Origin of the sequence: Amycolatopsis acidicola, from assembly GCF_007713735.2 — a bacterium.
Taxonomy (GTDB): Bacteria; Actinomycetota; Actinomycetes; order Mycobacteriales; family Pseudonocardiaceae; genus Amycolatopsis_E; species Amycolatopsis_E acidicola.
The window spans coordinates 12,763-25,978 of the sequence record NZ_VMNW02000010.1 but is presented as its reverse complement, the minus strand read 5'-3'; the positions used below and the strand labels follow the sequence as shown (position 1 = coordinate 25,978).

The 13,216-nt window shown below is 64.6% G+C and carries 9 protein-coding genes and 1 pseudogene; 6 read left to right on the top strand and 4 right to left on the bottom strand.

Annotated elements, in window-relative coordinates:
• Window positions 1-55: 55 nt before the first annotated feature.
• Window positions 56-1,818 (bottom strand): annotated as a pseudogene (locus FPZ12_RS46335) (lantibiotic dehydratase family protein); the annotation flags it as partial.
• A 245-nt stretch (window positions 1,819-2,063) separates the two neighbouring features.
• Window positions 2,064-2,198 (bottom strand): FxLD family lanthipeptide, encoded by a 135-nt coding sequence (locus FPZ12_RS09425; RefSeq protein WP_166462659.1) that lies wholly within the window; start codon window positions 2,196-2,198, stop codon window positions 2,064-2,066.
• Window positions 2,199-2,369: 171 nt separating this feature from the next.
• Between FPZ12_RS09425 and FPZ12_RS09420 the strand changes: the two genes are divergently transcribed.
• A complete protein-coding gene (locus FPZ12_RS09420; protein WP_144757033.1) occupies window positions 2,370-2,900 on the top strand; it encodes a UTRA domain-containing protein in 531 nt (176 codons plus the stop codon).
• Window positions 2,901-2,920: 20 nt separating this feature from the next.
• Window positions 2,921-3,637 (top strand): GntR family transcriptional regulator, encoded by a 717-nt coding sequence (locus FPZ12_RS09415; RefSeq protein WP_150980249.1) that lies wholly within the window; start codon window positions 2,921-2,923, stop codon window positions 3,635-3,637.
• Between the two features lie 224 nt (window positions 3,638-3,861).
• On the opposite strand, the gene FPZ12_RS09410 is transcribed toward FPZ12_RS09415, so the two are convergent.
• Both FPZ12_RS09410 and FPZ12_RS09405 read right to left on the bottom strand, forming a co-directional pair.
• Window positions 3,862-7,362, bottom strand: a complete 3,501-nt coding sequence (locus FPZ12_RS09410; RefSeq protein ID WP_144759194.1) for an SIR2 family protein — start codon at window positions 7,360-7,362, stop codon at window positions 3,862-3,864.
• A gap of 128 nt (window positions 7,363-7,490) precedes the next feature.
• Entirely contained in the window at window positions 7,491-7,868 is a 378-nt protein-coding gene (locus FPZ12_RS09405) for a hypothetical protein (protein ID WP_144759197.1), read from the bottom strand.
• 287 nt (window positions 7,869-8,155) lie between these two features.
• Here FPZ12_RS09405 and FPZ12_RS09400 point away from each other — a divergent pair, with 287 nt between their 5' ends.
• From FPZ12_RS09400 to FPZ12_RS09390, 4 genes are all read left to right on the top strand, one after another.
• Window positions 8,156-10,003 carry an AAA family ATPase gene (locus FPZ12_RS09400; protein WP_166462658.1) on the top strand — a complete coding sequence of 616 codons (1,848 nt, stop codon included), beginning with the start codon at window positions 8,156-8,158 and terminating at the stop codon, window positions 10,001-10,003.
• A complete protein-coding gene (locus FPZ12_RS09395) occupies window positions 10,000-11,514 on the top strand; it encodes a UvrD-helicase domain-containing protein (RefSeq protein WP_144759245.1) in 1,515 nt (504 codons plus the stop codon). The genes FPZ12_RS09400 and FPZ12_RS09395 overlap by 4 nt, the downstream gene beginning before the upstream one ends.
• 120 nt (window positions 11,515-11,634) lie before the next feature.
• On the top strand, window positions 11,635-11,778 hold the full coding sequence (locus tag FPZ12_RS45510) for a hypothetical protein (protein WP_166462657.1): 144 nt from the start codon (window positions 11,635-11,637) through the stop codon (window positions 11,776-11,778).
• A 207-nt stretch (window positions 11,779-11,985) separates the two neighbouring features.
• Window positions 11,986-13,212 carry a Shedu immune nuclease family protein gene (locus FPZ12_RS09390; RefSeq protein ID WP_243769763.1) on the top strand — a complete coding sequence of 409 codons (1,227 nt, stop codon included), beginning with the start codon at window positions 11,986-11,988 and terminating at the stop codon, window positions 13,210-13,212.
• The last annotated feature ends 4 nt before the right edge of the window (window positions 13,213-13,216 follow it).

The following is a 13,216-nucleotide window of genomic DNA, read 5'->3' as shown; positions in this document are numbered from 1 at the left end:
CGGCTTGATGTGCCGCCTCGCACAGGTCGAGGCGCAGCGAGCGGTCCGCGTCCCGCAGTTCGACCAGCGGAGGACAGCGGACGCGGTCCCGCCACTGTCGAAGGTCTCGGCCGTCGGCGGCGGTCAGGCGCCAACGGGCCGGGCTGAGGATGGCCTTGCGGTAGCGCACGCGGGGCAGGAACGGGAGCTGCCCGGCGGGTTGTCCCCAGTCGAACTCGTGCCACGCCGCGGTGAGCGCACGTGGGAGGTGGGCGAGGAACCGGGCCAGCGGCGGTGCCTGCTTATCCAACGCCAGCGCATGGAAAACCTGCGGCTCGAGCACCTCGCGCCGCGACACGCTGACCAAGTGCAGGCCATCGCCCGTAGCGGTGACAGCCAAATCGTCCAGCCGGTGATCGGCGCCGTGTTCGCCCAGGGAAAGGACATCCGGCAGATGTTGTGGCACCCGGCAGATGTTCTCGGCGTGCGGGTACAACGGCGGGAAGGACAGCTGCACGGGTCGCGCGCCCTCGACCGCGCTCGGAACGTCCTGGTAGAGGTGACGAAGCTCGGGGTTGGTGAAGCGGCCGGTGAAGGTTCCCCAGCCGCGTCCCGGAGCGACCGTCACCGTGAAGTCGCCACACTGCAACGCTTCCGTGCTGCGGGCGTGGATCCGCCCGGCGAGTTCGACGTGCGGCGGCACACGACGCACACCCGCGTCACCGACCTGGAGTGAAGCGATGGTCTCGTCGGTTAGCACGATTTCACCGGACCCGTCGGCGATGGCGTCGAAAACCAGCGCGAGCAAGGCCGCGTCCCGGGCCGACGAGCCGTGGCGGGGGCCGGCAGGAGGCTGCCGGGGTAGGTTGCGGGCAGCCCGAGCCCGGCTACGGGATCCACGACTTCGGTCAGGGGTACCAGGGTTGCGGTGCCGTAGCGTTCGCAGAAGGCGGTGTAGTACTCCCGCCACACCGCCGTGCCGGTCGGCTGTGTCGACAAGCGCACCAAGGCATCGGCCGCATGCTCCATCTCCCGCGCGACGATCGCGGGAATCGTGACCCGGGCGTCCAAATCAACGTGCAACGACAAGGCGCCCCGGCCTTGCGCCGACAACGATTCCATTCGTGTCGTGAGCGCGTCGCGGGCGGCCGGCCAGTCTGATGTGGACCGATTGCAGCGTTCCAGCTGACTCCCGATCGCGCGCAGGTCACCGACGAGCTGCGGCGCGATCGAGTCGGCGTCGATGGCGTCGAGCTGGGCCAGTACGTGCCCGAGCGGGTCGATGACCGTCGTCGGCGCCCGTAGCGTCGTGACCAGAAACCCTTGCTGTACCAAGGTGTCCAGCAGCTGATCAATCCGTGTCGGATCGACGGCAGGGAAATCCTCAGCGAGCACGGCCCCCAGATCGCGCAGCCGCACGCTCGTGGCCGCCGCGGCCCGGATCGCGTGCACCAACGGGGTGTGCCGGATGCTGACGCGCGCCAGTCCTCGCGGAATCTCCAGCCGTGCGCCGCGCTTGGTGGCCAGATCGGTGAACATCACCGGCAGGTGCTGTAATAGGGCCGGGCAGCCTTCGAGCCGGGTGATCACATCCACGAGCCACTGGTTATCGACTCGGGCCACCACACGATGCCGGGCCTCGACACACGCTTCGGCAACTGATCCGACGCGCACGGGTGCTGTTCCCGCGAACAGGCCGAACGGCGTGTGCCGGCCCGTGGCGCGCAGCGCGTACCGCATGGTGGCCAGCGTCACCCGACGAAGTTGCTTACCAGACAACGGTTTCCCGTCGACGGCCTTGCGGATCCGCGCGGCCAAGCCGGGACTGGCGTGGGTCATCGCGTCCATCAGCCGTGGTTGCTGCGCGACCCAGGCCAACCATGGTCGTGCCGAGTCTGGCCGGTCAGGATCCGGCCATTCCCGGGGCGCCTGGGCCTGCGACGCGACCGCCGCACGCAGAAGCCCCACACCGTCGTGCCGATACGACAATTCCCTCGACGCACCCACCCGTTGCGCTCCCTTCGCGTGCCGGGCTGGTGGCCGGGCAGCCCGTGATCACCCGGCCACCAGCGGGAAGGATTCGTCTACGCGTTGCTCACGCACGAGGACGCGCAGGTCGGGTCACACCCGTCATCGGTCGCGCAGCCCCGCGACACCAGCGGGCCGGTGTCCGTCACGATCTCCAAGTCCAGGTCGACCAGATCTGCCATCGCTGCCATCGGATTCCTCCTCGATTGATGCTGGATCGCGACACTCGGGCCGCGCCGGGCGGATGCCCAACACCACCAACCTTACTGTGATATCTGTAAGGCATCAAGGCTAAGCTTGCTGCGTTACCGGTAAGGTGCACACAACGGCGCGATGACCAGTGATCGCGGGGAGGAGCGGCCATGTCCGAGGCCACGACCTGGACCAGCGTGTCCCTGCCCTACCTCACCGGCGAGCAACCGGACCCGTGGAAAAACGAAGCCGCCGCTCATGGCGGGCGCGGCACGCAGGCTTTGGGGGAGGTCGCCGAGATCGACCCACCCCCCGAGGTGGCGGCCATGCTGCAGCTCGCCGCGGGAGCGCGGGTCGTGGTGCGGCGGCGGACGATGTTCCTCGATGATCGCCCGGTCGAGCTCACCGATTCCTACTATCCCGCCGACATCGCCCACGGCACCCCGCTGGCCGAGCCGCGCAAGATCCGAGGTGGTGCGGTCGGCGTCCTCATCGGGCTCGGCCTGACGCCCCATCACGTCAGCGAAGACGTCCACGCCCGCCTGGCCACCCCTGACGAACGCGACGCGCTGCAGCTCGACGACCCGGCCTGCTTGCAACTGCTCGCGCGCACCGTCGCCACCGAGGACCACCGCCGCGTCGAGGCCAGCATCATGACCATGCTCGCCGGGCGCCGCCTGCGCTACCAGCTCACCCTCTAGATCCCAGCAAAGGAGCCGGCGTGCCCGCCGCGCGCGACGACAGACCCCGACACCAGCAGATCGCCGCCGAACTGCGCGCCCGCATCATGTCCGGCGACCTGCCCGCCGGCACCCAACTCCCCTCCACCGCACGCCTCGTCGCCGAATACGACGCCGCGAACGCCACCATCCAGCGCGCCCTCACCATGCTGAAAAACGAGGGATTCCTCGACAGCCACGTCGGCAAAGGCGTCTACGTCCGCGCCCGCCAACCCTTCGTCATCGACGCCGCCGCCTACATTCCGCCCTCACCTGGCGCGTTCCAGTACCGCCTGCTCGACGTCATCGACGCCGTCCCGCCCGCCGACGTCGCCCACGAACTCCGACTCGACCCCGGCGCCCCGGCGATCCTGCGCCGCCGCCTGCTGCTGCACCAAGACCAGCCGGTCGAACTGTCCGCCTCCTACTACCCGGCAGACATCGCCGCCGGCACACCCCTCGCGCGGTCCGGCAAGATCCGCGGCGGCGCGCCCCAGGTCCTCGCCGACCTCGGCTACCCCCAACGCAGTTTCGTCGACCGCAACTCCACCCGCCCACCCACCACCGAGGAAATCGAAACCCTCGACCTCCCCGGCGACACCCCCATCATCCGCCAACTCCGCATCATCTACAGCGACAACGACCGCCCCGTCGAAGCCTCCGTCCTGATCAAGGGCGGGCACCTCTACGAACTCCTCTACCGGCAGGACATCAACTGAGACTGCATTAGTCCACGCCTCTTCGAACGGTCTTCGGTCCGATCACCGATCAGTCTGCCTCTGTGTTCCAGCCTGATTCCTCGCGGCCGGGTTCAATCGTGGCCGGTGGGTCATGGCAATGCGACGCCAAACGCAAGACAGTTGAGCGACTCAAGCCCGGCGCTGCCGCTACTACCGTTTGGGTCGCTCAACCTCTCTGGCGAGGTTGTTTTGGAGATGGATGATCACCAGTTGTCGGTGCCTTGGCAGCCGAGGCGGACCGCCGCCTGGAGGATTGCCTGGACGTCTTCGGGGGCCGCGTGCAGCCGCAGCAGCGGAACGATTCGCCGGAGTTCCTCGCAACCTCCCCAGAAGGGCGGCCGGGTTTCCTGCATCAGGTGAGCGATCAGCCTGGCGTACAGCGCGGGAGTTTGCAGGATGGTCTCGTTCTCCCAGTCCGCCAGGAGGTCCGAGTGCGATGTGAAGCGAGCTGGGTGGCGGAGGACGAGTTCGATGGCCTCGGCTGTCGAGTCGGTCAGGTGCTTGGTCCAGGTCGCCAGGGCGGATGCTTCATCGATGGTGAGCGCGAGTGGGGTGCCGTCGAGTCGTTGTAGCCAGTACTCGCGCATCCAGCGGTTCCACTGATGCTCGACGGCTTCGGGCGGCAGTTGCGCCATCGTCCAGGAGATCTGGTTGATCCACGCGACGCGGTCGGTCGGCTCGGCCTTGCTGGTGAACTTGCGGATCCAGCCAAGCGGTTCGAGGTCGCTGGTGAGTGCGATGCCGGCGAGGTGGGACAGGAACTGCCTTTGCAGTTCGCCGCGGAATGTGGGGAGATGGTTGGCGGTCTCCAGGTAGTCGTCGAGCATGCCGGCTTCGAGGAGCCGATCGTCGTCATAACGACCCCAGATGAGGTAGCCGTTCCAGGCCCGATAGGCGCGTTCAGGGTTGTGCCAGGACAGGAGCGGCAGGATGTGGGATTCGCACCATTGCTGGTCGGCGCGGAAGAAGAAGAGCACTTGCGCGGCCAATACCGTTTCGGTCAAGGCGCTGGGTTTGTTATCGCCGGCGAGCATGGTTTGCAGGTGGTCGCGGACGTCGTGAGATAACCCGGCCCAGCTTTGCCCCGCGGCGCGCCAGTCGGCAGCGACGGCGTGTGTCCAGAACTGGGCAAGCTTCCCAGCCGGAGCGTTGATGGCTTTGGTGAGCCAGTCTTCGACGTCCGTGGGGATCACGTCGGCTGTCAGTGCATCCCAGACCTTGATCGCGAGGATGCGGGCCGCCGTGAAGGTGTGCCACTCGGTCGGGTTTGATTCGTTTTGGCCACCTCTTCCGAGGAGGTCGGCGAGTTCGTTCGCCAGAGGTTCTGGGTTTCGGGCCACGAGGCGCTCAAGGACTTGGTTGGCTTGCGTAAGGTTGAGGTTGGCAGTCGACCATCCGGCGATGACGCTGCGGGCGATGTCATCGTTGGCATGTAGGGAATCCAGCACGGCGAAGCCGTCATCCGGGTATTGCCGTACCGCCTGCGACAAGCTTGCAAGGGTGTCGTGCCAGTTCGGTCCGTCCCAATGGGACTGAGAGTTCTGCCATTGAAGGAGTTCGAGCAAGGCGTCATCGTGGTCGGCAGAGATCTTTTCATGGAGTTCGTCAGCGGTGAGCGCTGGCTGCGGAGTGACAATTCCGAAGGAACTCCAGTGCGTGAAGTCCGGGTGTTCTCGCTCCTCGAATTCGGGATGCTGCTCTCGTAACCTGTTCAGGGCCTCTGCGGCCGATTGCAGGTCCGGAGCGACTCGGTGTAGCCAGGCCATCGCATTGAATTGGACGTACGCTCGCTGTTCCTCATCGTCTTCGGCCGGCCAAGCCAGTACGTCGCCTACCAGGGCGTCTGCGGTCGGTGCGTCGGTGTGGCGGAGCGCTACCGAGATGAGGTTGAAAACTTCATGTCGAAGGCGATGGTTGTACAGCCAGTCTCGTTCGCGAAGGTAGATTATTTTGGCGGTGGCATTCATGTCGGTACGGTGAGCGAGCCCGTGGATGCCGATGCGCTGGAGTACTGGAATTCCTGAACTGGTCCACGCATCCACGTAGTGGCCGCCCGCTGGACGTCCGTGGTCGAGCATCGCTTGGAGGCAGTCCCTGGCTGCATCGATGAGCGGATCGACCGATTCTCGGTGCCGGTCTTGTTCGTGAGGCTCGATCGCCGAACGGCGAAACGAGACGGGATCCCAGCTCCCGTCGGCCGAGCCAGCCGACGTCAGGAGATGGAAAGCATGCCGGAGGTGTCGTTCGATGAACGCGGCGACATCCGAAGCAACAGTGGGCAGATTTGGACGAAGTAGAGCCGCCCACGCTTCGTCGAGGGAGTGCGACGAGGCGCGCAGGCGAACATCGAACCGCGGTCTGTCCGGGGCTCCGAACGAATGCTGGAGGTCCAGTACGGGAGCGGAAAGGTAGTCAAACAAGACGAGTATCAATGCGCGGTCGGCGGGCCAGGCTGAGTTGAGCAGGGCATATTCGAGCCAATCAATATTCGCGCTATCGGGAATCCGCTGCATCAGCAGGAGTACCCAAGGGGTCAGCCAAACGGGCCGCGGTGAGCCTGCGATGTGAAGGCGGTGGCCGATGGCTGTCCACAACGACAGTCCGAGCCGAGACTCGAATTGCTGCACCACGCTGAGCGCTCGCCCGGTCTGGTCTTCTGAGAACACGAAATTTTCGGCAAACCAGTGAGACAGGTCGTGAGTAAGGTCGGTTGGTTGCGAGACGAGCTCGAAAATTTCACGGAAGACAGGTTGAGTCGCAGCCCAGGAAAGCCACTCCTCGCCCCGTGCGAACTCAGTGAAGAACCGAACCTGAACGGGATCGGAAAGGGCGGCCTCTAAGTAGGAGACGTCCTCGGGTTCCTCGGGTGGTGTCCCGGCTACCAGGCCGGCGATTCGCTGCCGGTGTTCCAGCAAGCCCATCGACGCCCGGGTTCCCCAGCGATCGAGTGCATTAACGAGTTCGTGATGCGAGTTCCCTGTCACGTGGTAGCCGATGGGAGTGATGCCCAGGGCACGCCACCCTGGGGACTCTGGTTGATCGGTAAGAATGTATCTGTCGCAGTCCGAAGTGAGGCCGCGGGCGAGATACCGCATCACCACGTCGCCGTGGCTGTAACCGATGAATAAGACCGTGTGCGTCGAGAACATGCGCTCAAGGAACCGAGCCGCCCAAGCGTCCCGCAGGTACGCTCTGCCGAAGTCTCTGTCGGTCACGATCAAATGCCGGTGTTCAGAGTTGAGATTCCCGTGCAGGTAGACGATTCCGGTAAAGTCGTCGCCCGTCGGTAGAGCTGGACCCACGAACTCGTCGACCCTGTCCAGGTGCTGCCGAAGGACTGTCGACAGGTGGAGGTCGTAGTTCGTCGTGACGATGCGCACCGGCCCACCGGCCACCGCGAGCTGTCCGATCGCTTCGTGCAGTTTGTTAGGAGCGGAGCCTGCAACGTCGATCTTGGAAGCGACGAAACGATGCACGTCGAAAGGGGTGTCATCGATTCGACCCAGTAACACGTCTGGCTGGTCCAGCTCGCTGGGCTCGAACTCGAACACCGCGTCATACGCGATGTCCTCCGTCAGCTTCGCAAAACTTGGCAAGCTCGCCGGCGCATCGATGGATGCACCAGCGCCGACGAAGAGCACGAGCTTGCCCTCGCGATGCTTCTCGACCAGCTCGACAGGGAAATCTACCTTACGAATCCACATGCCATCCCCACCCGGACCACCTGACGATGATCACATCGCGACGGCGAGCAGATTTGTTGCACCCTCGCGCCGATCAGTGCGCGCGACGAGGCCACCGGTATCCCTGGGCACTCAGCGAGTCGGCGACCTCACCCGCTCGCACGCTGGGTGCTGCCAGCTGGCCTGTGAGGCCGGCTTCGTAGGTGATCGAGGTCCCGTTTACTCATCCCGATCCCCACGTTGGGCCCGTGAGGGCGACCGATCCGGTAGCCGGCCATGATCGCCGCCACGATCAGCTCCCCGTTGGAGACATAACGGCCGAGAGCCTGCTCGACCGCATGCTTGACCCCATAGCTACCGGCCCGCGGCGTCTTGATAGCCGTGATGTGGTCCGGAAGCCACTCACTGAGCTCGCGGACACCGCGCTTACGGGTGCGCAACTTCTCCCGTCCGCTGTCGAAGTCGCGACGCAGCTCGTGGGCGGTTTTGCGCCGGTCACGGAACACGCCGAAGCCGACGAAGGCCATATCCGCACTTCGCGGCCGGTGAGTCCCGGAGCGACTCGGATCGGGGACGATCGTGATCTACCCGTACGCGGCGTTCCATTGCTGGGCGAGCACATCTCGACACGGTGCGTGCGCGGGTCGCCCATGAACCCTCGTTGCGCGTTACAGCCCAGGTCCTGAAAAGTGCGGCGACCCAGGTGCGGCACACTTGCGTCGGTATGTCGCGTGGCGTGGGAGGAGTAAGCGTCGTGTATTTGAGCCGTCTGTCTATTGAGGGCTTGCGAGCGAGTGCCGGGGAGCGGCTTGAGGTGTCGCTGCCGGGCCGGTTCTCTGTCCTTGTTGGCGCCAATGGTGTGGGCAAGACGACGGTTTCTGATGCGATCTACCTCGGCCACCGGGAGCATTTTCCCCAGCTACCGCAGCTTTCCTCGGCCGCGCTCGGCGATGGTACGTGCACAGTCGAGGTCGAGTATTCGTTTGATGCCGATACCACTACCGAAGGGCCATTCGGCAGGCAGCTTCAAGCACAGTCCAGCCGGAACGCGGCGGGAACGGTCGCCACGTCCTGGTCCAAGACCCTCACGAGGAGGATGGGCCGGATCGGCACGGAGACGCTCGTCCACAGTGAGCACGAGCGTCTGATTCGCCTTGTGCACTTGCCTGCGTGGCGGAATCCCCTCGACGAGCTTGCGCGTCGGGAAACTCGAGTCCTCGTTGAGCTCTTGCGTGCCCAACAACAGAATCTCGGCCGGGGACGCAATCTATCCAGTCTGCGAGCACGCGCGTCGAACTTACTTGAAGCATTGGCTACCGATGATCTGCTCGTGGGTCTCGAGGAGCGCGTTGGGAACCACCTTTATGCCCTTTCCGCTGGTGTGTCGCGTAACTGGCCATATGTGGGCGGGCAGGTCGTGGATGATCGCTACCTTGCGCGGGTCCTGGAGCTGATGCTTGCGATCATCGAAGGTCGTTCGAACGCCCGCCCGCTCGAAGTCTCCGGTCTCGGGTACGTGAACCTGCTGCACATCGCGGTCACTTTGGCCGCCATTCCGGACTTGCAGGCTCAGGCAGATGCTGACGTGGTTGCGGACGCCCCGCACGCTGAGGAGATGGGTGACGTGGAAGCGGCGTCCGAGCGGCTCCGCCAGGCTCAAGCCGAGCGAGAGAGCATCGAGGACTCGTTCTTCCCCGCCAGCCCGTTCCACGTGACTGTCCTGATCGAGGAGCCCGAAGCCCACCTTCATCCCCAGCTGCAGCACTCGCTGGTGCGCTACCTTCGGCGGGAAGTTCAGCGGAGGCCGGAACTGCAGGTGATCCTTTCCACCCATGCAACGGACATCATCACCTCGTGCGACCCTGAGGAACTCGTCGTTTTACGGTCCGACGCCGCTGGCAGGCGAGTCAGCCGCGCCATCGCCTCGATTCCGATGAAGAGGCGTGCGGAGGTGCTGCGAATGACCCGGTTGCACCTCGATACCAACCGCTCGGCCTCTCTGTTCGCCGAACGGGTACTCCTTGTCGAGGGCGTCACCGAAGCCGCTGTCATCCGAGAGTTCGGCTGGGTCTGGGCGGGTAGTGACAGGGACAAGGAAGCCTTCGTCGATGCCCTCAGCATTGTGCCGATGATGACCAAGGTCGGCCCTTGGGCAGTTCGCCTGCTTGCGACCCGCGGCCACGAACTCTGCCGCCGGATCGCCGTACTCCGCGACAGCGACTTGGCGCTGGGCGACACTCCGGAACAGCCGGAATGGGCGCTCGACCACGATGATGCTGTCCTTCTCGTCGAGCATTGTCACCCCACACTCGAACCCCAGATCACGCCTGGCAACGACGGGCTCGTCGTCCAAGCACTTGCTGATGTCGACCTGGACATCCCAACCCCGCTCGATCCACCCGCGATCCACGCCCTGTTTCGTGGCAGGCACCAGGAGAACGGCTCCGCCGTTGCGGCAGGGCCGGGCGCCAAGAAGAAGGCCGAGTTCGCACTCGCACTCGCACAGAGGCTGCGGGAAGCCCGCGCTGTCGATAGCTCGGGCGTGAAGGTGCCCGAGCCGATGAGGAACGTGTTCGACTTTCTGTACAAGTCGCTGGAAATCCCGGCGCCCCCGCCTGCGCCGGAAGAACCCGATTCGGCCCTCGAGGTGGAACCTGCATGAGCCGCCCGGCAGGTACTGACGCATCGGTCGAAGGGTTGACGTCGGAACAGCGAATCGCGGCCGCGAGCGAAGTCCGCAACCTCTTCATCGAGGCTGGCCCGGGGACAGGGAAGACGACCGTTTCGGCACAGCGTCTGGGCGTGCAGCGTTTCGGATCGGAATTTCGGCAGGACAATCGCGCCGTGATCGCGGTCAGTTTCACCCGGGCCGCGACGAAAACCCTTGCCCAGCGGGCAGTACGAGTCTGGGGGCCAACGGTCGCGCAGTGGCCGCACAGGGTGGTCACCTTGGACACGATCGTCGCCGATCTCGTGCACGACCTCCTCCGCTCGGCACTCCTACGGTGGCCGAACGGGCACACCGAGCTGTCGGTGCACGACAGTTGGGCGTCGTTCAGCGGGACGACGTGGAACCGCACGACCTACACCATCACTGTGCAGGGCGACAGGATCGCGATTGAGCCCGGCTGGGTCGCCACGAACCGTGCGACCGTCCCTGCAACCGAGACACTGCCGTTGCTGCGCCAGGGAACGTGTACACACGAGGACGTCCGAGCGGTGCTCGAACAAGCGCTGCAAGAGCCGCGGCTGCGCGACTTTGTTCGCGAAAGACTCCAGGCTACAACCCGCGCGCTGATCGTCGACGAAGTGTTCGACGCGAACGATCTCGATCTCGACATCATCGAAACCGCCATCCAGGCCAACGTCGCTGTCACCCTCGTCGGTGATCCCTGGCAGGCCCTGTATGTCTTTCGCGGGGCGCGGCCGGACCGCGTGCCATTGCTGCTCCAGCGAACCGGCGTGCCCACGTTGCCGCTGACGCAATCCTTTCGGTGGCTTGAACCAGCCCAGCGCACGCTTGCCGAGAACCTCCGGTCGGGCGCGTCAGTGACTCTTGACACTCAAATTCTGGCGCACGGTTTCGACCGCGTTGATGTCGCACTCGCGTTGACGTGGAAGTCACTGTGGGAGCTCAAGGGCGGCGTGCTTCCGTTGGCGTTCAAGGCTTTCGGAGGCAGCGCGGAGGAAGCGGCCGCCACGCTCTTGCTCAACCACGTGACCCGCAACGTCTTCAATCTCGATGCTACGTACCTCAACGACGCCCTGACTGCACTCGCCATCACCGACCACGACGTTCCCAGGCAGCTTGAGCCCAAGCTGCAGACCGTGACCGAAATTCTGCGGCAGGCAGGGCCAAAGGTATCGACTACTGCGTACGACGCACTCAAGAATGTCATTGGTGAGGTTTCCCCCCGCGCGCTACGCCCGGCGCACTACCGCTACACCGGCAGGCTCGATCTCATCCGGACCCGCCTCCTCCACCCCGGTCGGCCTGCGCCAGGGCTGACGACGCACCAGGCCAAAGGCGGAGAATGGGATGTGGTCGCCGTGCGGCTTACCGAATCCGAGCGCCAAGCTCTTGAGAGCGGCCTTTTGATGACCGAGGACACTCACCGCAAGCTGTACGTCGCCTGCACCCGTGCTCGTCGTCAGACTGTCGAGCTGATCTGACCGGCAGTGCAAGCAAGCAGTCGCTCGTTCGTTCCGAGACTCGCCGAGGGTTGGCCTAGACGGGTTGCGTCGCTGGAACGAGTCCTGCTCCAACATCGCCGCCCGGGGGAGATCGCCAGCTTGCTGAAGAAGGCGTTTGACCTGGCTGAACAGCATGACCTGGTCACGCTGACGGGGCTCGCGCGTGAGCTGACCTGGAAGCTGCCTCGTCTCCGCCTGTTGCTGGGCGACATCGAAGAGCGTCCAGTTTTGAGGCTTGTCTAGCCCGCTGCCTTCCGCTTCAGAACCTCAAGGCATTGGCCGACAACGTGCCGGACGGCTCTCAAACCAAGCTGGTGTGCACGAACTTCTCTCCGCGTGATTGATCCGCAGCTACGGTGTAACGGTCTCGCACGCGCGACCGACCGTTGTGTGTGGACGCCGCGCGTGATCACGGAACTACGCGCGCCGGGGTGAGAAGAGGTGCGTCGCGTGTCGACGGGGTCGGACGAAGTTGATGACGACACGATTTATGCGCAGGGGCGTTTGCCGGATCGTACCTACGCGTCGGCCAGTTTCCCGATTCCTTGGGCTGCTTCGCCCGATCATGGGAAGCCGGCGCGTTTTGTATGGAAGGTGTTCGACCCGCGCGAGGAGACCGTCGCTTGTCTGGATGGCGAGCAGTGGGTGGTGTCGGAGACCGCTGCGGGCCGGTCCCAGGTGAAGCTCCTGGTTGCCCGCGAGGCCGGGCGGGTTCGTGAGTTGTGGATCCAGCGCGTGCCGCGCAGCGGTGAGCCGGGGAAAATCAAAACGCTGCTGAACCTGCGCGGGCGGGAAGCGGCCCGTCTGATCGAGCTTCTCCGTAACCTCGACTACATCCCGGTCGACGGAGGGCAGACGGTCAGAATCGACGATGCTCTGATCAACGAATTGTTCACAGACCCAAACTCCCTGAAAACGCTATACCGTAAGCGTCCTGGACAGCTGCGCCAACTGATCTCGGATGACGAGTCCGCACGCGACGTGATCGCGTTGTCCCACAGGCGCGGTCAACTGCGCAGGTTCAAGCGCTTCCTCAACGACGGTTCCTACTTCGACTCCGTCGTTGCGGAGACGCCTGGGCAGCGGAAGGAAGCGGTGTGGCAGCGGTTCTTCGAGGAAAATCCGTGGATCCTCGGTGTGCCGCTTACCGGGCAGCTGCTGACGTCGTGGAATAACGGCAAGCTCGAACAGGTAGTCGCCGGCACATCGGTTGCTGGACCCGGAAAACGCACCGACGCACTGCTGCGCACGTCGGGTCGGATCAAGTCGATGGTCTTCGCCGAGATCAAGACACACCGCGCGGACTTGCTCGGCGCGGAATACCGGTCGGGCTGTTTTCCGCCGTCCACGGAGTTGGCGGGTGGGGTCGCTCAGGTGCAGGGAACGGTGCACCGTGCCGTCAACCAGATCAGTGAGCGGCTCCCGGACGTGGCTGACGATGGATCCGATGTGCCCGGCGAGTTCACTTACATGCTGCAGCCCAGGGCTTTCCTCATCATCGGCCACCTTGATCAGCTTCGTGGACAAGCTGGCGGAGATCACCGGGATCGGATCCGTTCCTTCGAACTCTACCGGCGGCAGTTACACGAGCCGGAGATCGTCACGTTCGACGAACTTCTGGCGCGGGCCGAATGGCATGTCACCGCCGCGGAAAACATCGTCGAGGACGACCGGTGACGAG